Consider the following 19963-nt stretch of genomic DNA (forward strand, 5'->3'; position numbering starts at 1 on the left):
CGCGAGGGAGTGCCGGGCTTCGTTTTCGTCCGTGACCGTCAGGCGACGGTGGCGGCGCCAGGCTTGAGGTAGGTGACCAGGCTGACGTCGATCGACTCGTCGACGAAGTAGTACTGGCACCCCTTGAGGTACTTCATGTACCGGTTGTAGTTCTCCTCGTCGGTCGCGGCGATCGCCTCGTCCTTGTGGTTCTCCAACGCGGCGGCCCAGATGCCGAGGGTCTTGATGTAGTGGTTGCGCAGCGACATCGCCTCCGGCACCACGAAGCCGGCCTTCTCGCCGTGTTCGACCATCATCTTGGTGCTCGGGATGCGGCCGCCGGGGAAGATCTCGGTGATCATGAACTTGATGAAGCGGGCCATCTCGAAGGTCAGCTTCCGACCGCGCGCCAGCAAGTCGTCGGGGTGGTAGCCGACGCTGCTCTGCAGCGTCATCCGGCCGTCGTCGGGCATCACGTCGAAGCACATCTTGAAGAAGTCGTCGTAGCGCTCGAAGCCGAAGTGCTCGAAGGCCTCGATCGACACGATGCGGTCCACGGGGGAGTGGAACTGCTCCCAGCCCTCCAGCCGCACGTCGAACTTGCGGTCGCTGCCAAGCTTGCCCAGCAACTGTTCGCAGTAGGCCTGCTGGTTCTTGCTGAGGGTCAATCCGATGACGTTTACGTCATACTTCTCCATCGCGCGCTGCAGCGTCAGACCCCAGCCGCAGCCGACCTCGAGCAGCGTCATGCCCGGCTTCAGGTCGAGTCGCTCGAGGTGCTGGTCGACGTTGGCGATCTGCGCCTCGGACAGCGTCGCGTCCGGGCCGGTGAAGAACGCGCAGCTGTACTTGCGCGTCGGGTCTTGGAACACCCCGAAGAAGTCGTCTGACAAGTCGTAGTGAGCTTGAATGTCCTCGAAGTGCGGCGTCATGTCCTTGATGCCGGTGTTGTCAGCCATATTTCCTGCTGGGCCTTTCTTCATCGCTGCAGCGGGTGCGCAGATGTGTCGTCGTCGTGGTCCCGTTGGTTCGGACCCTACCCGCGGATAGGGGTCGCAACGCGCAAACTCGCCCCTCAGGCGCTACAGAGTATCGGTTAGTGGGAGGTCGACCCCAGGTCGACCGGAGACTTCGTGAACGTGAACTGGTTGACGTCGGCCTGCCCTAGCTTGAACAACCGGGCGCATCCCGTCAGGTAATGCATGTAGCGGTCGTAGACCTCCTGGGACTGCAAGGCAACGGCCTCGTCACGGTGCGCCTCGAGCGACTCGGCCCAAATGTCCAGCGTGCGCGCGTAGTGCGGTTGCAGCGACTGGGTCCTGGTCAACGTGAAACCCGCCGACCCCGCGAGCTCGCCGACCATCTCGGTCTTGCAGAGCTGACCGCCGGGGAAGATCTCGGTCATGATGAATTTGATGAAGCGGGCGAGCTCCATCGTCAGCGGCACGCCGTTGGCCCTGGCGTACTCCATCGACACCCCGCAAATGGTGTGCAGCATCATCACGCCGTCGTCGGGCAGCACCCGGTAGGCCATCTTGAAGAACTCGCCGTAGCGGTCGAAGCCGAAGTGCTCGAAGGCCCCGATGGACACGATCCGGTCGACGGGCTCGTCGAACTGCTCCCAGCCGTTGAGCAGCACCCGCTTGGACCGCGGGCTCGAGGAGTCGGCGAACAGCTTCTCGACGTGGGCGTGCTGATTCTCGCTCAACGTGAGGCCGACGACGTTGACGTCGTACTTCTCGATGGCGCGCATCATCGTCGCGCCCCAGCCACAGCCGATGTCGAGCAACGTCATCCCCGGTTGGAGGCCCAACTTGCCCAACGACAGGTCGATCTTCGCGAGCTGCGCCTCTTCGAGCGTCATGTCCTCGCGCTCGAAGTAGGCGCAGCTGTAGGTGTGCGTGTCGTCGAGGAACAACCGGTAGAAGTCGTCGGACAGGTCGTAGTGCGACTGCACGTCGTCGAAGTGGGGAACGAGGTCGGCCATGAGATGGGTCCGCCTTCCGGGTGATGGGACGCGAAACCAGGTGGTCGAGGGGAGTCGAACTTCCGCGATGGGGGGAGTTACTTGGCGAGGGTGAACTGACAGACGTCGATGTAGCCCTCGTGGAAGCCCTTGGCGCAGCCGGTGAGGTAGTGCATGTACCGGTCGTACACCTCTTCGGACTGCACGGCGATGGCCTCGTCCTTGTGCGCTTCCAGCGCGGCCGACCAGGTGTCCAGCGTTCTGGCGTAGTGCTTCTGCAGGGACTGCGTCCTGGTCAGGTTGAAGCCGGCCTTGCTGCCGAACTCGCCGACCATCTCGGTGGTCGGCAGGTAGCCGCCCGGGAAGATCTCGGTGAGGATGAACTTCACGAACCGGGCGATCGAGAACGTCAACGGCAACCCGGCCGCGGTCATCTGCGGCAGCGTGAGCGCCGTGATGGTGTGAAGCAACATGACGCCGTCGTCGGGCAGCGCCTTGTAGGCCATCGTGAAGAAATCGTCCCAGCGGTCCTTGCCGAAGTGCTCGAAGGCACCGATCGACACGATCCGGTCGACGGGCTCGTCGAACTGTTCCCAGCCGTTGAGCAGCACGCGCTTGGTGCGCGGGCTGTCGTGCTTGGCGAACTCGGCCTCGACGTGGGCCTTCTGGTTCTCGCTCAGGGTCAGACCGACGACGTTGACGTCGTACTTCTCCAGGGCCCGAAGCATGGTCGAACCCCAGCCGCAACCGACGTCGAGCAGGGTCATGCCCGGCTCGAGGCCCAACTTGCCAAGGGCCAAGTCGACCTTGGCCAGCTGAGCTTCCTCCAGCGACATGTCGTCGCGTTCGAAGTAGGCGCAGCTGTAGGTCTGGGTGGGGTCGAGGAAAAGACTGAAGAATTCGTCCGACAGGTCGTAGTGGGCCTGGACGTCCTCGAAGTGCGGCTTGAGGCCACCCTTCTTGCGGGTACTCGACATGGTGAAAAATGCCTCTCTTAGCTGATCAGGGGCTCGGTGACGTCGACAGTGACATACCCGAGCCGGCCGATGCGCTCCAGAGGCACTCTACGCCGCCCTCCCGTGGGCAGCCGAATCGACCGAAGCGCCACCTCGCGGCGGTGTTCGCCCCGTATCAGGGAACTTCAGCAAACGTGGTCTTCAGCTCGCCGACGATGTCGTCCCACAGTGGTTCCGGCAGATCGTGGGCCATTCCGTCGAACAGCACCAACCGAGATCGGCGAATCGCCTTGGCGATCGCGCGGCCACCGGCCGGGCGCATCAACTTGTCGGCCCGACCGTGGATCACCACCGTCGGCGCGGTGATCTGCTTGTCGTAGCGCAGCAGGCTGCCGCTGCCGAGGATGGCGCTGAACTGCCGTGCGACGCCCGCCGGGTAGTACGAGCGGTCGTAACTCTCCATGGCGTCGGCCATTGCTCGATCCTCGGGCACGGGGTAGCCCGGGCTGCCGATGATCTTCCCGACTCGCACGGAGTTGGCGATGACGCCGTCGCGGGAGGTGTCCTTGGGGCGTGTCGTCACCGCGCGGAGTTGCTTGGGCCCGGGCGGGGGGAGCATCGCCTGGTTGTTGCTCGAGAAGATGACGGCGAGGGTCTTGGTGCGCTGCTGATACCGCGCGGCGAAGATCTGCGCGATCATGCCGCCCATCGACGCACCGGCGACGTGCGCCTTCTCGATCTGCAGGTGGTTCAGCAGCGCCGCGGCGTCGTCGGCCATGTGCTCGAGGGTGTAGACCGCCGGGTTGCGCAGGCCGAGCTGAGACCGCGCCATCCTGGGCAGCAGCTTCGCCCCGGTGTGTCCGCCCTCGACCTTGCCGGACAGTCCGACGTCGCGGTTGTCGTAGCGGATGACGCGCAGCCCCTGGTTGACCAGACGCTCGCAGAAACCCTTGCGCCAGAACACCAATTGGGCACCCAAGCCCATGATGAGCAGGACGGCGGGATCGTTCACGTCGCCCATGTCCTCGTAGGCGATGTCGAGCTCGCCCGACTTGGCGGTGCCCGTGCGGATGTCCACTAGGCGTCCAACTCGTCGGAGTGCTCGCGGGAAACCTCGACCATGAAGTTGGCGAAGTACCCCGTCAACTGCGGGTCGGTCATCATCTGCCACTTCGGTGCCAGCAGCTTCATGTAGCGCTCGACGTAGAGGAACTGCTTGCCGATCAGGACGAGCTCGCGCGGCAGCTTCACGTCGTAGGCCTCGGCCAGCGTCGAGAGCTGCTTGCCGATCTCGGCGTAGGACAGGTCGCCAAGCGAGGTCATCGTGAGCGGAGTGGCAAATGCCTCAAGGTCTTTCGCGGCTGCGTCCCCGGGCGTCACGTTGCCGACGGCACCCATCAGCACGACGATCTTGCCCGCGGCGGCGTGGTCCTTCTTGACCAGCAGCGCGTACACCAACTCCCGCAGCAGCCACCGGGTGCGGGGGTCGATGCGGCCCATGATGCCGAAGTCGAAGAACACGATCTTGCCGTCGCCGTCGACGTAGAGGTTGCCCGCGTGCAGGTCGCCGTGGAACAGGCCGTGCCGGAGCCCGCCCTCGAACACGCTGAACAGCAACGCCTTCACCAAGTCGGTGCCGTCGAACCCGGCCTTGCGGATCGCCGCGACGTCGTCGATGCGGACGCCCTGAATGCGCTCCATCGTCAGCACGCGCTCGCTGGTGAGATCCCAATAGACTTGCGGCACACGGATGTTCTTGCCCAGTGGCGAGGTGTGCATGTGTGCCACCCAGGCGTCCATCGACTGCGCTTCTAGCCGGAAGTCGAGTTCCTCGGCCAGGTTGTCGGCGAAGTCGGCCACGACGTCCTGGGCCGAGAGTCGTCGACCCATCTTGGCCATTTCGACCAATTGCGCGCCCCGCTTGAGGATCTGAAGGTCGGCGGCTACGCGCCTGCGGATGCCGGGCCGCTGAATCTTGACCACGACCTCCTCACCGGAGTGCAGCGTCGCGTAGTGCACCTGGGCGATCGACGCCGAGGCGAACGGCAGTTCGTCGAAGGTCTTGAACAGGTTGGCGGGGTCGTCGCCAAGCTCTTCCTTGAACAGCTTGTGCACTTGCGCGGTGTTGGCCGGCGGCACCCGGTCGAGCAGGGTGCGGAACTCGCGGCTCATCGGCTCGCCGAATGCGCCGGGGCTCGACGCGATGATCTGGCCGAACTTCACGTAGGTGGGGCCGAGGTCGGCGAACGTCTGCGGGATCTGCTTGACGATCTTCTGCTGGAGGGAGCCGCGGCCGGCAAGGTTCTTGACGACCCGCGCTCCGGTGCGGGCAATCTGCCATCCCGTCACTCCGACGCGGGCGGCCTCGACTGGTAACGGCACCCGATCCAGCCGGGCTACCTCGCGGTGCTTGGTGGTTGTCATATCTGCAGTGTCTCAAAGGTGCCGAGTGGGCGGAAATTTCGTGTGGCACGCGTCACATCGGGTGTGCTACTCCTCGGGCGGCAGCGTCGCCCGGTTGATCCCAAGGACGTCGCCGATCTGGGTCCACGAGGCGCCGGCGTCGTGAGCCGCCTCCGCGGCCACCTGCACGGCATACGCAGCGGCCTCGAGTTCGGTGGCGGCACGTTTCCGCCGCCACCGAGATTGCTTCTCAGGTTGCCGCCTGGCGCGCTCCAGCGCAGCCTGCGCCTCGACGACGCGGTTCATGTGATCGCCGTGAACGGCTCGTTGCGCATCGACCGCGTCGTCGGCCTGCCTGTGCCTGCCCATTGAATTTGCCGACCCCCCGATCAATGACGACCATGATGTCAGGGCTCGCTGCGGTAATCAAACCCGGAACAGCAGCTCAGGGCATGGGGCCGCCGCGGCAACGCTGGAGTGGCGGTTCGGGCCTACGTCGTTTGCCGGCGAGGCCTCATCGCCGAGGCTGCCGGCCTGAGACGCGCGCCATGCGGTCACCAGACTCGCTGGCAATAACCTGCCGACTTGAGCATGGGTTCCTTGAGAAACCGTCGCAGGCCCCGGTGGCGCTACAGACTCCCAGCAACCACTCAACGGAGTGCAACCAACCTGCGAGGTTGGACGACGAAGTACGGCAAGGGAGTTCGATCGACATGTCTCTGAACCAGGTACACGGACTGCGCGTCAAGACCGCTGCCGCAGCGGCGGGCGGGCTCGCCGTCGTGGCGATGGGCCTCATCGGGGTGATGGCCAGCGGCGCCCCCGACGCACGCGCGGACATGGGCGCGCCAACGCCGGCGATGAACGTGGGGGAGACGACGACGATCACCACTCCCGCCAAGGACATGCCCGCCAAGGCCGTGCCCGTGGTCAAGGCTGCGCGGTACGGGGCGAGCTAGCGGGCGTTCTCGACCACCGCGTCGACCACGGGGCGCCACACGGGCTCGGGTAGATCATGGCCCATGCCGTCTACGACGATGAACCGTGCACCGTCGATGGCGCGAGCGAGGTTGCGGCCGTTGCGGATTCGCATCATCGGATCGTGAGACCCGTGCACCACGACGGTCGGCGCGGTGATGCGACGGGTGAAGCGCAGCAGGCTTCCGGTGCCGAGAATCGCGTCGAACTGACGCAGGCCGCCCTGCTTGTAGTCGCTGCGCGCGGTCAGGGTCTCGACGCGATGCCGCAGCTGGTCGTCACTCGGCAAGAAGTTGGGGCCGTTGATCACCGCGATGTTGCGCATCTCCACGGCGACCTTCGCGGCCCGCGGCGCGTCCTTGCCCGGCGCGTTGAGCGCCAGCCTGATCACCCGCCACGAGGGCAGCGCCGACAACGGCTTGCCGGAGCTGGTCATCAGCAGCGCCAATGAGCTGACCCGCTCGGGATGCATGCCGGCGAGGATCTGGGCGATCATGCCGCCCATCGACGCACCGACGACGTGGGCGGCGTCGACCCCGAGGTGGTCCAACAGACCCGTCGCGTCCTGCGCCATGTCGACCAAGGTGTACGGCACCGGACTGGGGCGGCCAAGGAGATAGCGCCCGATGCGCGGCACCACCGAACCCTCGGCACGCTGACCGCTCATCTTCGTCGACAGTCCGACGTCGCGGTGATCGAATCTGATGACGCGGTAGCCCCGCTTGACCAGCAGCTTGCAGAAGCCGTCCGGCCACATCGGCAGCTGCGCGCCGACGCCCATGATCAAGAGGACAGCCGGCGCCGTCCGTGGGCCGATGTCCTCGTAGTACAGCTCGACTGGCGCGGAGGGGTCCCCGCAGACCGCTCGTCCTCTCCGTGCGCGCATCGTTCATTTCTACCGGGAGCGCACAACGGGACTCGACGCCGCTGACGACGTCGAGTCCCGCTGGGTGGTGACTAGCGCTTATCCGGTGCCGGGGATCGGCGGGGTGCACACGCCGCCGGCGCAGGCCTGGGTGCCGTTGGGGCCCGCGCCCGCACTGGCTCCTGGCACGGCCGCCGTCGCACCGCCCGGGCCGGCACCCGCGCCGCCGCCGGGCACACTCGCCGTCGCGCCACCGGGTCCCGCACCTGCGCCGGTGTCGGAGCCGGGAACGCTGGCCGTCGCGCCACCTTCACCTGCACCCGCACCCGGCGCACCCGATTCCGTGCCGGACGGCGCGGGGGCCATCGTCGACTCGGACGGTGCCGTGGTCATGGTCGTGGTGGTCGTCGTCTCGGTGCTGGTGGACTCGGAGGTGCTGCTCGAATCGGAACCGCTGCCGCTGTCACCGCACGCCACGGTGAGCGTGCCCACCGCGAATGCCGCGGCGATACCTGTCGCGACTCGGAAACGAACGGATCTGCGATCGGCGATCATGGGTGCTCTCGATTCTGTGTAGATGACGTCTCCTCAATGAGGACTTGAGGGCCTGTTACCCGCCAACGCGCGAAGTCAATCGAGATCGTTTGAGTTTGCCGGCGTGAACGGCTTGAGCCAGTCGGTCTCCGGCCACCCTTCGAGGCCTGCCAACAGCTCGTACATCGTGGCGCCGTCGATGCTCTCCCTGATGACGTCGCCCTGACCGGCGTGCCGGGCCAACTCCTCGATCATGTGGAACATCACCCACCGCACCGACCACGCGTCGACGTCCTTGGGGAACCACGGCGCATCTCGGGGTACGGGCACCGCGGCGTCCAAGTCGGCCGTCTCGACGAGGCGCAACGTCTCGGCGCTCTGCGCCGTGAACGCCTCGAGCAGCGACGCCAGCGTCTCGTCCGACCGCATCGTGAATTCGTCGGCGTACTCCGCCTGGCGCTCCTCCATCGGGCGCTCGTCGGCCGGTGGCGGTTCGGGTGCCGCGGCGACGCGCGCCATCCAACTGCGCTGACAGCCGGTGGCGTGCTTGATGAGCGCGCCCACCGACAGGGCGCTGACCGATGGCGTCGACCGCGCCTGGTCGTCGGTCAAGCCGAACGCCATCGCGTGAAAGGCGTACTGCTGCTGAAACAGGTAGTCGCGCAACGCTTGACGTTCGTCGGCAACGGGACCGGGCATCGCGGGCATGGTCAGTTCTCCTTCGTGGTGGTGTGGACGTACAGATCTCGGAGTAGTGCAATCTCGGCGCCGTGGTGGATGACTTCGCGGTTGATGTGCAGGATCAGGTCGAACATCGGGCGGTCCGCCCAGGGGCCTTCGGCGGGGCCGATCGGCTTCTCGAGGTCGGCGGTCGTCACGGTGCGGACACCGGCGGTCCAGTTGGCGTAGGCGTCGTCGAGCTGGCTCAGTGCGTCCGCCGCGGTGGTCGCGTAGCTCCACGTCTCGTAGTCCGCGGGCGGACCGCCGAAGTGGGAGTGAGCCCGAACCGCGAGGACGCCGACGATGACGTGGGCCAACCGCCACGCGATGGTGGTGACGGGCTCGGGTTGCGGCGGCGGGTAGGCGAAGTCGACGCTGCCACCCGCGTGGACGGTCCAGCAGTCGGGCACCGGCTGCCAGAAGTACTCGGCGTCGGTGAGGCCGTCGAACCGGGGGCGGAGCTGGTGTTCCCAGTGCCAGTCGAGTTGCTCCGAGAGCTGGGCTGCGAGGTTCATGGGTTTACTCTCGCAGCTCCATAGGACTGTTTCGGTCCTAAGAGGATGGGCTACTCATGACGACATGACCAACCCGGAGCATGCACCACGCGCCGTAGCACAACCCGTACTCGACGATCTGCGAGCCAGAGTCCTGGCATATCGGCGGATCGACCTGCCCTCGGGATTCGGTTGGGAACGGGGAGTCGACGGCGACTACCTCGCCAGCCTGATCGACTATTGGGGCACGTCCTATGACTGGCGCGATCACGAACATCGGATTCGTTCACTGCCGTGGACGCTCACCGGACGTGACGCCGACGTTCCGATTCGGGCGATCCACCAGCGCGCCGACAACCCCGAGGCCACCGCGGTGCTCCTCCTGCACGGATGGCCGGACTCGGTGCTGCGGTTTCAGAAGGTCCTGCCACTGCTGTCCGACGTCCACGTGGTGGTGCCGGCGCTTCCTGGCTATCCGTTCGCCGCGCCAACCATTCGGCGCGGACGGAACGCGGCGGAGTCGGCCGAGGCGATCGCGACGGCGATGGCCGAACTCGGCTACGACCGGTACGTCGTCAGCGCGGGAGACGTAGGCACCGACGTCGCAGAAGTACTCACCGCTCGTCACGGAGATCGCGTCGCCGCGCTGCACCTCACCGACGTGTCGCAGAACCGGTACTTGGTGAACCCGCCCACCGACGTGTCCGAGGCCGAGCAGGCCTACATGCAGCACGGGCACCGCTGGCAGGACACCGAGGGCGCCTACATGCACCTTCAGGGAACGAAGCCGCACACCGTGGCCGTGGCGCTCGGTGACTCCCCTGCGGGGTTGGCCGCCTGGATACTGGAGAAGCTGCGCAGCTGGACTGACTGCGACGGCGACGTCGAATCGATCTTCACCCGCGACGAACTGCTCACCTGGATTACGTCCTACTGGGTGAGCGGCGCGATCGGCACGTCGTTCACGCCCTACGTCGAGGGCGGTCTCAACCCTCGCGAATTCATCGACGTCCCTACGGTGTTCACGATCTTCCCGAAGGATCTCGTCAACGCCCCGGAGGAGTTCGCGGCACGGTTCTTCAACGTGGGGTCCTTCGTCGAGATGGCCAGCGGCGGGCACTTCGCGGCGTGGGAATGCCCCGACGATTACGTCCAAGGCGTTCGCACCGCCCTCGACCTCGCGGATCGGCCGCAGTAGCGGACGCGCAGCTCTACGCCTGGCCCTCCTCGGCGTCGGCGCCGTGATGATCAGCGGCACGGGACACCCACCGTTCTGGCCCTGACGGCCTACGGAAGGCCGACGGCGTCGGCCAGGCGGGAGACCTCGGCGAGGTCGTCGGTGCCGGGGATGAAGACGATCTCGTCGACGTCGAGCTGCGTGTACTGATCGATCAGATCTCTGACCGTTGAGCGCGACGTGCAGACGACGACACTGCTGGCGATGTGGTCGGGCGCCACCTGGTAGAAGTGTCTGACGTTCGCCAAGCCGGCGTCAGCGTCGGTCAAGGAAAAGTATGCCAGCACAACCAGTTTGGGCTTACCGGGACGGCCCGCTTCGCGCCAGGCCCGCCTCGCCTCGGCAAAGGCGGGTGCCGTCATGGTCGCCGGCAGCGCACCGCCGACGTAACCGTCGCCCCAACGCACCATCCGGGGCATGGTGCGCGTGGAGTATCCACCGATCAGCACGGGAACTTGGCGCGTGCCAACGGGGACAACGGGATCCGATCCCTTTGCGCTCCACGTGTCGCGGTAGGTGTCGAGGTCGGAGTCCAATCGCCTGCCGCGCCCGGCAAGACCCAGTCCGGGCGTGACGAATTCTTCTTCGCGTGAGCCCACGCCGACGCCGAGGGTGAGTCGGCCGCCCGACACGCCGTCGATGCCGGCGATCTCCTTCGCCAGCAATGCGGCGGGCCAGGTCGGGGTGAGCAGAACCGCGGTCAGGAGTTTGATCGTCGTCGTCGCGCCGGCGGCGGCCGCGAGCGCGACCGTGTCCATCACTCCGGGGTACGCGTACCGCCCGGTGGTGGCGAGCGTCGCGAATCCGGCGCGTTCGGCGTCGGCGGCCCAGCGCGGAATGACCGACGCGGTGACGTTGCGTACCTGGTTGGGGAGTCCGATGCCGATGTCCACGAGCACGTCCTGTTCACGTTCTGTCGGCGGGGTTCGCCATCTTCGGGGTCACATATGACAGCATGTTGTCATGACGGACTATAGCGTCACACGACAGCATGCTGTCAAGTCTGAAGAGCCGCGGTGCGTGGCCTTCGCCGAACTCATCGATCAAATCGGCAAGCTGGCGACCGTCGTCGAGGCCATCGGCAACGGACTCGCGCGGCCCAGCGGCCAAAGCCTGGCCCGCTGGCAGGTTCTCGCGGCCGTCGACGTCGAGGCTGCCCCGGTGTCGGGCATCGCGGAACAACTCGGGCACAGCCGGCAAAGCGTGCAGCGCATAGCCGACCTCCTCGTCGAGGATGGACTGGCTCTCTACCGTCCCAATCCGGCGCACAAAAGGGCGAAGATGCTCGAGATCACGCCCGCCGGACTCACGGCACTGCATCGGATGCGGGCGTTGTTCGACCAACTCGCCCAGCGGACGAGCGCAGGGCTGGAACCCGAGCACCTCGAGCGCACCCGCCACACCCTCGACGAACTTCGTCGTCGTCTCGAGGCGGAGCTGCCCCATCTGCCCGAAAGTTGAGCAGCGGCGCCGGGCTGCCACGCGACCCGCGTCAGCGGTCGAGTCCAGCTGTCACAGCGCCCACTTCGCGAACGACGTCCATCACGATGGCCTCGAACGAGCGTCGTTCGCCCTCGGCGATCCAGTGTGCGAACGCGATGCCGAACGCCATCACGGCGAGTTGGGCCGCCACGTCCGCCGTCATGTCGTCGACGCCGCAGTCCCGGAGGGCGCCGCCGAGGGCGCGCCCGAGCCCGACGAGTTTGAGTGCCTCCCGCTCCTGGAGGGCGGGGTTGGCGTCGATGACGGACTGGCGCAGGCGAGAGTGCGACCGGCGCTCGTCGTCGAAGAAGCTCGCGGATGACCGTAATGCGCTGACCGCCAAGTCGATTGGCGATGCATCGGGGGGCGCGTCATGCAGTCCGGCCAGGAAGGCGTCGGTCAGGGCCTGCTGGCCGTGGAAGAGCACCTCGCGCTTGTCGGTGAAGTGACGGAAGAAGGTGCGCTCGGTGAGGCCGACGGCCTGGGCAATCTCGGTGGCGGTCGTCTGTTCGTAGCCGCGGGCGGCGAACAGTTCGAGGGCGGCGTCCTGAAGCCGCTCGCGAGTTCCCGGCTCCCACCTGACCATGGGGGCAGTCTAGGTGATGACAGGAACTGACTTCACGTGTACGGTCGGCCATGTCAGCAACTGACATCAATTGAGGAGAATTCACCGTGCACGTCTTCATCACCGGAGCCTCGGGCTGGATCGGCAGCGCCGTCGTCGACGAACTGCTGACCGCTGGCCACTCCGTCAGCGGACTGGCCCGCTCCGACGCGTCCGCCGCCGCACTCGAGGGCAAGGGGGTCGCGGTCCGCCGCGGCGACCTCGACGATCTGGACGCCATTCGTTCCGGGGCCCAGGAGGCCGACGCCGTCATCCACCTCGCCAACAAGCACGACTGGTCGGACATGGCGGGAACCAACGCCGCCGAACGAGCCACCACCCAGACCGTCGGAGATGCGCTCGTCGACACCGGCAAGCCGTTCCTCCTGGCGTCGGGGCTCGCCGGTCTGACCGACGGGCGGGCGGCGACCGAGGACGACGCGTCCCCGTTCCACGGCGCCGAGGCGCCGCGCGGGGGGAGCGAGAACCTGCTGCTCGACTTCGCCGACCGCGGAGTGCGATCGGTGGCGCTGCGTTTCTCACCCACCACGCACGGCACCGGCGACCATGGATTCATCGCCACCCTGTGCCAGGTCGCCCGCGAGCGAGGCGTGTCCGGGTACCCGGGCGAGGGGCTCAACCGCTGGGCCGCCGTGCACGTCGCCGACGCCGCACGCATGGTGGTCCTTGGCCTCGAGAAGGCGCCCGCCGGCTCACGTCTGCACGCCGTCGCCGAAGAGGGGATCCCCACCCGGATGATCGCCGAAGCGATCGGCCGCGCGTTCGACGTGCCCGTCGCGGCCATCCCGGCCGATCGCGTCCAGGAGCACTTCGGCTGGATCGGCGGGTTCTTCAGTGGTGACATGGCCGGCAGTAGCCTTGCGACGCAACGACTCCTGGGTTGGACTCCCACTGGACCGACCCTGGTCGACGACATCGACGGTGGCGCGTATGGGCGGGCATCGTGACCACCACCAGCGCTGCCCCGGTGCGGTCGAAGACCCTCGCGCACTGCTGAAGCCGGGTGGTGCCTGGTCTGCGCGAATCTCGCTCTCAGTCGTGGTGCTGAAAAGCGAACAGTCGGCACCGAATTCGTGCGTGGCTCGCCGGTGCCGGAAGCTGACGGCGCCGTTCTGGGCGGGGACCCACCCTCGAAGTCTCTATCACCGGCGATATCAGTGCTCGAGTGATATCGCCGGTGATAGAGACTTCCAGACCGGGTGGTGCCCGACACCTGGGGACGAGGAGTCGACGACGGCGGCCGCCCCACACCCCGAAGCGCTCGGGCACCGCATTCCGGCTCGACCTGAAGGCACTGTGGGAGGCCATCGTTGCCGAGGGACGCACGGTCGGCGCCCGCGCGCGAGTCGACTTCCTCGAGCAGTCCACGTTGATGGTGTGGGAGGCGGTGGAGGCCAACACCGGGGAGGTCGTCCGCGGGTACCGGATCGCGCAGGAGAGTCTGAACGACATTCGTTCGGCTGCGTGGAACCAGCTGTTGCTCGACGGGGTCCGCACATGTGCACCGCCGTCGACGTCGTGGCCGCGGCAAGTGATGAACTTTCGGATGGATTGCACGCCAACGTCTTCGGACCTCTTCAACGGTTGACCGAACACGAGCGCGGTAGCGTGTTGGAATCTGTTGGTGACCTGGTCGAGCACGGTGGAACGATCGCCTTCGCGATCGAGGCGCGTCGTCAGGCCAGAACTTCGTCGGGGTAGCGATATGCCTTCACCGACGACTCGACGGTCGCAGGTTCCGGGCGGGGACCCGCTCTCGAAGTCTCTATCACCGGCGATATCAGTGCGCGGGTGATATCGCCGGTGATAACGACTTTCAGACTGGGTGGCCAAGGCCCCTGGGGATGACCCGTCGGCGACGACCCACTTCGCCGGCGATCGTGTCGGACCGCCCCGCCACGATCGGTGCCATGAAGAACTACACCTACCGAGCACACTGGTCAATGGAGTCCGGCGACTACGTCGGCATCTGCCTCGAGTTTCCGCTCGAGGAAACCCACGCCCCGACCGCTCTCGAGGCAATGGCAAGGATCACGGAGAGAGTCACCGTCATCCTCGAGGAGTGCGAAAGGGACGACGCCGATCCTCCGCCGTCGCTCACCGACCGGCACTACAGCGGCAACTTCCTCGTCCGCACCTCGTCGATGCTGCACGCGCGGCTGATGGTCGAATCCGCCGAACAGGGCGTCTCCCTCAACCATTGGGTGGTCCAGAAGCTCGCGGACCGAGGACCCGTCGCCACCACCGATCCGTTCTTCTGAGGGTGGTCAGCCGCGGACCTCGTTGAGGTAGTTGTAGATCGTGTAGCGGGTGACGTCGAGCTGTCCCGCGACGTGGTCGACCGAATCCCGAATCAGGAAGAAACCGGCTTCGTCGAGCTCGCGGACGACGGCGGCCTTGTGATGCTTCTTCATCTCGGGGGTCTGGACGCCCACCTTCGCGATCGCACGGTCCACCAGGAACCGCTGCAGGCTGTCGACGTCGGGCGGGAAGGTCTCCTCGCGCTGCGGTACCTCCGCCGAAACGGCCTCGGGTTCAAGGCTGTTGACGCACAGGCAGCCGATCGCGAGACCGTCGGCATCCCGCAGGAACAGGGTGGACGAGCGGATCGGACGACCGTCGGGACTGTTGGTCCGGTAGTTGATGAGGTCCTGGGTGGTCCCTCGGCGGATCAGTCCCAGCAGCAGGTCGGTCATCGGACCTCCGACCGTGCGGTGGGTGAGGTCGCCCGCGATGGCGGCGATCGAATCCGGCAACCGGGACAGGTCGTGCAGCAGCACCTCGTTGCCAGGGCCGAGCATGGCCGCCAGGCCGTGGACCGCCGGCACCAGTGACGCGAGTAGGTCGTGGGTGGCGCCACTCGCACTGACGGGAGCCGGCGTGGGATCCGGCCGCCTCGGCTGGGTCAACGTGAGTAGGGCCGCCCCGAGGCGTTCGACGGTCTCCGACGAGGTGGTCACGTGTGGCGAGAGCCGAATGTGTTCTGGCCGAACGGTTGTCGCAATGCCCGCCGCGGTCAACGCGGCACCGATCTGCTCGGGGGGATGCTCCGGCATGGTGAACGCCAGAATGCCTGCGCGCCGCTCACGGGCGGACACGATCTGCGCGCCCCGCGACAGGAGCACCTCCTCGAGCTCCGCCACCCGTGCGGCGACGTGCGCGGCGATGACGTCGACGCCGGTCTCCTCGACCAGCTCCAGCCCCGCCGCGAAGGCACCGGAGGTCACCGGGCTCAGGTTGGAGATCGACCATGCCGCCGCGGTGGTCTCGGCGGGGTGGATCTCGTCGTCGAACAGACCGGGATCGCGCGCACCGGTCCAGCCCGACAGGACCGGGTCCATGCGCTCCAGCGCGCGGTCCGACAGCACGGCGAAACCCGTTCCCCACCCGGCCCGCAACCACTTCTGTCCGCCGACGACCAAGATGTCGGCCACCTCCCACGGCGCCTCGATCACGCCGAAGCCCTGGATGCCGTCGACGACCAAAATGCGGTCACCGACGACCTCGCGCAGCGCGGCGAGGTCGGCCCGGTAGCCGGTGCGGTAGTCGACGGCGCTGACCGAGACGACGGTGATCTCGTCGGTGAGGGCCTCCGCGACCCCGTCGGCGGTGACGTGACCGCCGGGCAGCCGCCGGACCGTCAACCGCCCGGCCTGTTCGGCCCGGGCCCACGGATAGGTGTTGGCGGGGAATTCGGCCGCCGACACCAGCACGGTGCCCCCCGCCGCGTTGAACGCCGCCTGCAGCAGCCCGAGGCTCGTGTGTGGCTGCAGCACGACGTGGTCGACGTCGCTGTGGCACAACCGCGCCGCCGCAGCCTTGGCGCGGGTCTCCTCGCGCATCAATTCGTCGACGGTGGCCGGCCCGGCGTGCGTCGCCTTCTCCAACAGCCGGGCGGTGGTGTCCAGAACGGCGTGCGAGGGTGGTCCGAAGCGGGCGAAGTCGAGGTAGCCCGCCGGTTCGGAGAACTGCATGCGGTAGCGCGGCGAGATCGGCGTCATGCGAGCACCCGTGCCAGAAACTGGCGCGTCCGCTCGTGTTCGGGGGACTTGAGGATGCGCTCGGGAGGTCCGGTTTCCACGACCGCACCGTCGGCCATGAAGACGACTTCGTCGGCGGCCTCTGCGGCGAACGCGATCTCGTGGGTGACGACGACCATCGTCATCCCGTCGGCGGCCAGCCCGTTCATCACGGCGAGCACCTCGCCGACGAGTTCGGGATCCAAGGCCGAGGTCGGCTCGTCGAACAACATGAGCTTCGGCTTCATCGCCAGGGATCGGGCGATCGCCACGCGCTGCTGCTGACCGCCCGACAGCTGCGCCGGGTAGGCGTCGCCGCGTTGGCCGAGGCCGACCCGGTCGAGCAGTTCGAGGCCCTCCTTGCGCGCGACGTCGGGCGCGGTGCCAAGCACCCGAATCGGGCCCTCGATCACGTTCTCCAACGCGGTGCGGTGGCCGAACAGGTTGAACCGCTGGAACACCATGCCGATGTCGCGCCGCTGCTTGGCGACGTCACGCTCGCGGAGTTCGTAGAGCTTGCCGTTGCGCAGTCGGAACCCGATCGGTTCGCCGTCCACCCACACCTCGCCCTCGTCGACTGCCTCGAGGTGGTTGAGGCAGCGCAGAAAGGTGCTCTTGCCCGCGCCCGACGGACCGAGCAGGCAGACGACCTGCCCGCGGTGCACCTCCATGTCGACGCCCCGCAGGACTTCGGTGTGGCCGTAGCTCTTTCGGACGCCGACGGCCCGCAGCAGTGGCTCAGACACGGGCGCCTCTCGTCAACGGGATGGCTCGCAGCGCCTTCGCGGCCTGCGCGGCGACGCTACGCTCGGCCGAACCGAACGTGCGCTCCAGGTAGTGCTGCCCGACGCCGGCGATCGTCACCACCACCATGTACCAGATCGCCGCGGCGAACAGTGTTTCCATGACCAGCAGGTTGTGCGAGGAGATGTTGTTGGACGCGTGCAGCAACTCGGTCACGCCGATCACCGACGCGATCGAGGTGCCCTTCAGCATGTCGATGAAGTCGTTGCCCGTGGGCGGGATGATCACCCGCATGGCCTGGGGGAGCACCACTCGGCGCAGCGTCAGCCCCGGCGACATGCCAATCGACTTGGCGGCCTCGGTTTGTCCTCCGTCGACGCTGTTCAACCCAGCCCGCACGATCTCGGCCATGTAGGCGCTCTCGTTGAGGGCCAAGCCGAGCAGCGCGGCGGTGAACGCGCTGACGAGGACGTTGGTGGGCTCGTTGAGCAGATATCCGCCGAAGGGCAGCGGAATGGAGATGGTCGGAATGACCAGCGCCAAGTTGTACCAGATGAGGATCTGAAGCAGCACGGGCAGACCGCGGAACAGCCAGATGTAGCCCGTTGCAAACCATTTCGCGACCGGATTGGCGCTGCGGCGCATCAGAGCGATGACGATCCCGATCACGATGGCGACCGTCTGGGCGATCACCGCGAGCAGCACGGTGTTCAGCAACCCGACGAGCATCACGCGATAGATCACGAAGTCGGGCACCGTCGCCCACTTGATCTGTGCCTGCGACAGCACGACGAATGCCCCGACGAGCAACGCCAGGATGACGACGGCGCTCACCCATCGTCCCCAGTGCCGGAGCCGGACGATCTCCAGCGGCCGCTCGCGATCCGCGGCGACCTCAGGCGCCATTGATCGCGGATTCCTTCAGCGCGCCCTGCTCGACACCCCAGCTCTGCAGGATCTTGAGGTACGTTCCGTCGGTGATCAGCTCGCCGAGCGCCTTGTTCACCGAGTCACGAAGTGCGACATCGTCCTTGGCGAACCCGATGCCGTAGGGGCCGCCGTCGATCGGCTCACCGGGAACCACCTCGAAGATGCTGCCGTCACCCGCGGTACGCGAGATGTACGCGGCGCTGGGGAGGTCGTTGAGGATGGCGGCGACCCGGCCGGTGCGGAGCTGGTTCTGGTTCTGGGTGTCGCTGTCGGTGGCGGTCACGTTGACGGCGGGCTTGCCCTCCTTGACGCACTTGTCGCTCTGGGCTGCCGCGAAGGTCTGGTGGCTGGTGCCCTGGACGACGGCAACGTTCTTGCCGCACAGGGAATCTGCACCGGTGATGCCCTCCGGATTGCCCTTCTGCACCATGATGGTGATGCCGGAGGAGAAGTAGTCGACGAAGTCGATCTGCTGTTGCCGTTCCTTGGTGTCGTTCATCCCGGCCATCGTCATGTCGATGCGCCCGGACTGCAGGCTGGTGATCAGCGAGCCGAAGGCCATGTCCTGGTAGGCCGTCTGCACGCCGATCTTCTTGGCGATGGCCTTGGCCAGGTCCACCTCGAAACCGATGGGCGTCTTGCCGTCCTCGGCGTAGAAGTTGTTGGGCGCCGACTGGATGTTGGAGCCGACGTTGATGGTCTTGGACTGGGCGACCGCGGGAGGGAGTCCGGCGGCAAGGGCCTCGTCCGGCGTAATGGCCGCGATCAGCTCGGCGTTGTCGGGGATCGCCGACTGCTTGTCGCTGGCGGCGGGCGACTCCGCGGTGTCGCCGCCGACACCGTTGCCGCAGGCGGTGACGCCCGCGGCGAGGACTCCGACGAGCAGCAGGGAGAACCGGGTACGGACCGGCAGCGGTGAACGCATCATGACCTCCAAGGTGTGATGCGGGCGACGCTACAACAATTTGTTGAATCCGTCTCAACAAATTGTTGAAGTGACGCGGGTCAGCCATGGGACAGTTTCGGTCCTAAGACTGAGGCAGACTCGGGTCATGTCCGAAACGACGAGCCGCGTGCTGCAGCTTCTCGGCCTGCTGCAGTCGCGCCGGGTATGGGGCGGCGAAGAGCTCGCCGAGCGTCTCGGGGTGACGGGACGAAGCGTGCGCCGCGACGTCGAACGCCTGCGTGACCTCGGCTATCCCGTGCACGCCAGCAAGGGCCACGGCGGCGGCTACCAGCTGGGCGCTGGCGCGGCGCTGCCGCCGCTGCTGCTCGACCCCGAGGAGGCCGTCGCGATGGCCGTCTGTCTCAGGGTCGCCGCCGGCGGCAGCGTGGCCGGTGTCGGCGAGTCCGCGCTGCGCGCCCTGTCCAAGCTCGACCAGGTGATGCCGTCGCGGCTGCGCGCGCAGGTGGCCGCCGTGCACGACGCCACGACGACCCTGACTTACGGCCAGACCGACGAGCTCGTCGACCCCGACATCCTGATGACCCTCGCGCGCGCCACCCGCGACCACGAACACGTGGCCGCCGGATACGTCGACCGCGGCGGGACGACGACCGACCGCCGCCTCGAGCCGTACCAACTGGTGACCACGGGCAGGCGCTGGTACCTGCTGTGCTTCGACCGCGACCGCGACGACTGGCGCAGCTTGCGCCTGGACCGGATGTCCGACGTCACGGCACGCGGCACCACGTTCCTGCCGCGGGAGGCGCCCGACGCGGCTCGATACGTGCGGCGCGCGATCACCGCGTCCCCGTACCGCTATGTCGCGCGGGTGCGGTACTTCGCGTCGAAGGAAGCCGTGGCCCAGTGCTTTTCGGATGCCTCTGCCGAGATCGAGGCGGACGGTCCGCACGCGTGCATCATGACCGCGGGCGCCGACGACCCCGAGCGCATGGTGCCGTGGCTGGCGATGCCCGGCGTCGACTTCGAGGTGCTCGAACCGCCGGAGGTGGTCTCCGCGGTGCGCGCGGTGGCCGAGCGCCTGCTGCGGGCGGCCCCCTGACCCCCTTCCCGCCCCCGACCTCCTC

At 67.0% G+C, this 19963-nt stretch carries 23 protein-coding genes; 8 read left to right on the forward strand and 15 right to left on the reverse strand.

All coding sequences use genetic code 11. The annotated features are described in order from the left end of the window. Positions 1-38: 38 nt before the first annotated feature. From B1790_RS07945 to B1790_RS07970, 6 genes are all read right to left on the reverse strand, one after another. Positions 39-938 (reverse strand): cyclopropane mycolic acid synthase family methyltransferase, encoded by a 900-nt coding sequence (locus B1790_RS07945; RefSeq protein WP_079922673.1) that lies wholly within the window; start codon positions 936-938, stop codon positions 39-41. Between the two features lie 137 nt (positions 939-1075). Continuing rightward, entirely contained in the window at positions 1076-1966 is an 891-nt protein-coding gene (locus B1790_RS07950; RefSeq protein ID WP_079922674.1) for a cyclopropane mycolic acid synthase family methyltransferase, read from the reverse strand. Between the two features lie 77 nt (positions 1967-2043). Beyond that, positions 2044-2922: a cyclopropane mycolic acid synthase family methyltransferase gene (locus B1790_RS07955; protein WP_079922675.1), complete on the reverse strand. Its 879-nt coding sequence runs from the start codon at positions 2920-2922 to the stop codon at positions 2044-2046. A 154-nt stretch (positions 2923-3076) separates the two neighbouring features. Then, positions 3077-3979 carry an alpha/beta fold hydrolase gene (locus B1790_RS07960; protein WP_079922676.1) on the reverse strand — a complete coding sequence of 301 codons (903 nt, stop codon included), beginning with the start codon at positions 3977-3979 and terminating at the stop codon, positions 3077-3079. Continuing rightward, a complete protein-coding gene (locus B1790_RS07965) occupies positions 3979-5325 on the reverse strand; it encodes an AarF/ABC1/UbiB kinase family protein (RefSeq protein WP_079922677.1) in 1347 nt (448 codons plus the stop codon). The genes B1790_RS07960 and B1790_RS07965 overlap by 1 nt, the downstream gene beginning before the upstream one ends. 66 nt (positions 5326-5391) lie before the next feature. Continuing rightward, positions 5392-5610 (reverse strand): hypothetical protein, encoded by a 219-nt coding sequence (locus B1790_RS07970; protein WP_142271141.1) that lies wholly within the window; start codon positions 5608-5610, stop codon positions 5392-5394. A 407-nt stretch (positions 5611-6017) separates the two neighbouring features. Between B1790_RS07970 and B1790_RS07975 the strand changes: the two genes are divergently transcribed. Next, the gene (locus tag B1790_RS07975) at positions 6018-6263 is read left to right on the forward strand and encodes a hypothetical protein (RefSeq protein WP_079922679.1); all 246 of its coding nucleotides are present in this window, start codon (positions 6018-6020) and stop codon (positions 6261-6263) included. Here B1790_RS07975 and B1790_RS07980 read toward each other — a convergent pair. After that, positions 6260-7168, reverse strand: a complete 909-nt coding sequence (locus tag B1790_RS07980; RefSeq protein WP_079922680.1) for an alpha/beta fold hydrolase — start codon at positions 7166-7168, stop codon at positions 6260-6262. The genes B1790_RS07975 and B1790_RS07980 overlap by 4 nt on opposite strands. Positions 7169-7232: 64 nt before the next feature. On the opposite strand from B1790_RS07980, the gene B1790_RS34190 reads away from it, so the two are divergent. Then, complete coding sequence (locus B1790_RS34190; RefSeq protein ID WP_142271143.1) at positions 7233-7724, forward strand: hypothetical protein; 492 nt, start codon at positions 7233-7235, stop codon at positions 7722-7724. A 53-nt stretch (positions 7725-7777) separates the two neighbouring features. Here B1790_RS34190 and B1790_RS07990 read toward each other — a convergent pair whose 3' ends face one another. Both B1790_RS07990 and B1790_RS07995 read right to left on the reverse strand, forming a co-directional pair. Next, positions 7778-8389, reverse strand: a complete 612-nt coding sequence (locus tag B1790_RS07990) for a DinB family protein (protein ID WP_079922681.1) — start codon at positions 8387-8389, stop codon at positions 7778-7780. Positions 8390-8391: 2 nt separating this feature from the next. Continuing rightward, complete coding sequence (locus B1790_RS07995; RefSeq protein WP_079922682.1) at positions 8392-8916, reverse strand: DinB family protein; 525 nt, start codon at positions 8914-8916, stop codon at positions 8392-8394. A 64-nt stretch (positions 8917-8980) separates the two neighbouring features. On the opposite strand from B1790_RS07995, the gene B1790_RS08000 reads away from it, so the two are divergent. Continuing rightward, entirely contained in the window at positions 8981-10093 is a 1113-nt protein-coding gene (locus tag B1790_RS08000; RefSeq protein ID WP_079922683.1) for an epoxide hydrolase family protein, read from the forward strand. Positions 10094-10182: 89 nt separating this feature from the next. Here the strand turns inward: B1790_RS08000 and B1790_RS08005 are convergent, their stop codons facing one another. After that, positions 10183-11031 (reverse strand): LLM class flavin-dependent oxidoreductase, encoded by an 849-nt coding sequence (locus B1790_RS08005; protein WP_233165003.1) that lies wholly within the window; start codon positions 11029-11031, stop codon positions 10183-10185. A gap of 64 nt (positions 11032-11095) precedes the next feature. On the opposite strand from B1790_RS08005, the gene B1790_RS08010 reads away from it, so the two are divergent. Then, a complete protein-coding gene (locus B1790_RS08010) occupies positions 11096-11593 on the forward strand; it encodes a MarR family winged helix-turn-helix transcriptional regulator (RefSeq protein WP_079922684.1) in 498 nt (165 codons plus the stop codon). A gap of 31 nt (positions 11594-11624) precedes the next feature. Here B1790_RS08010 and B1790_RS08015 read toward each other — a convergent pair whose 3' ends face one another. Then, a complete protein-coding gene (locus tag B1790_RS08015) occupies positions 11625-12200 on the reverse strand; it encodes a TetR/AcrR family transcriptional regulator (RefSeq protein WP_079922685.1) in 576 nt (191 codons plus the stop codon). An 86-nt stretch (positions 12201-12286) separates the two neighbouring features. Here B1790_RS08015 and B1790_RS08020 point away from each other — a divergent pair, with 86 nt between their 5' ends. The 3 genes from B1790_RS08020 to B1790_RS08030 all read left to right on the forward strand — a co-directional run bounded on the left by B1790_RS08020 (position 12287) and on the right by B1790_RS08030 (position 14500). Then, complete coding sequence (locus tag B1790_RS08020; RefSeq protein WP_079922686.1) at positions 12287-13186, forward strand: SDR family oxidoreductase; 900 nt, start codon at positions 12287-12289, stop codon at positions 13184-13186. Positions 13187-13416: 230 nt separating this feature from the next. Then, complete coding sequence (locus B1790_RS08025; protein WP_142271145.1) at positions 13417-13827, forward strand: hypothetical protein; 411 nt, start codon at positions 13417-13419, stop codon at positions 13825-13827. A 322-nt stretch (positions 13828-14149) separates the two neighbouring features. Continuing rightward, positions 14150-14500, forward strand: a complete 351-nt coding sequence (locus tag B1790_RS08030) for a type II toxin-antitoxin system HicB family antitoxin (protein WP_079922727.1) — start codon at positions 14150-14152, stop codon at positions 14498-14500. 6 nt (positions 14501-14506) lie between these two features. On the opposite strand, the gene B1790_RS08035 is transcribed toward B1790_RS08030, so the two are convergent. From B1790_RS08035 to B1790_RS08050, 4 genes are read right to left on the reverse strand one after another with little or no spacing between them, the layout of a single operon-like run. Then, a complete protein-coding gene (locus B1790_RS08035) occupies positions 14507-16240 on the reverse strand; it encodes an aminotransferase class V-fold PLP-dependent enzyme (protein WP_079922688.1) in 1734 nt (577 codons plus the stop codon). Then, positions 16237-17004: an amino acid ABC transporter ATP-binding protein gene (locus B1790_RS08040; RefSeq protein WP_079922689.1), complete on the reverse strand. Its 768-nt coding sequence runs from the start codon at positions 17002-17004 to the stop codon at positions 16237-16239. Before B1790_RS08040 ends, B1790_RS08035 begins: the two co-directional genes overlap by 4 nt. Next, a complete protein-coding gene (locus tag B1790_RS08045; RefSeq protein WP_079922690.1) occupies positions 16997-17908 on the reverse strand; it encodes an amino acid ABC transporter permease in 912 nt (303 codons plus the stop codon). Before B1790_RS08045 ends, B1790_RS08040 begins: the two co-directional genes overlap by 8 nt. Next, the gene (locus B1790_RS08050; protein ID WP_079922728.1) at positions 17898-18860 is read right to left on the reverse strand and encodes an ABC transporter substrate-binding protein; all 963 of its coding nucleotides are present in this window, start codon (positions 18858-18860) and stop codon (positions 17898-17900) included. Before B1790_RS08050 ends, B1790_RS08045 begins: the two co-directional genes overlap by 11 nt. Before the next feature lie 124 nt (positions 18861-18984). On the opposite strand from B1790_RS08050, the gene B1790_RS08055 reads away from it, so the two are divergent. Then, positions 18985-19938 (forward strand): YafY family protein, encoded by a 954-nt coding sequence (locus B1790_RS08055; RefSeq protein ID WP_079922691.1) that lies wholly within the window; start codon positions 18985-18987, stop codon positions 19936-19938. Positions 19939-19963 lie beyond the last annotated feature (25 nt).

It is taken from the genome of Mycobacterium sp. AT1, from assembly GCF_002043095.1.
Lineage (GTDB): Bacteria > Actinomycetota > Actinomycetes > Mycobacteriales > Mycobacteriaceae > Mycobacterium.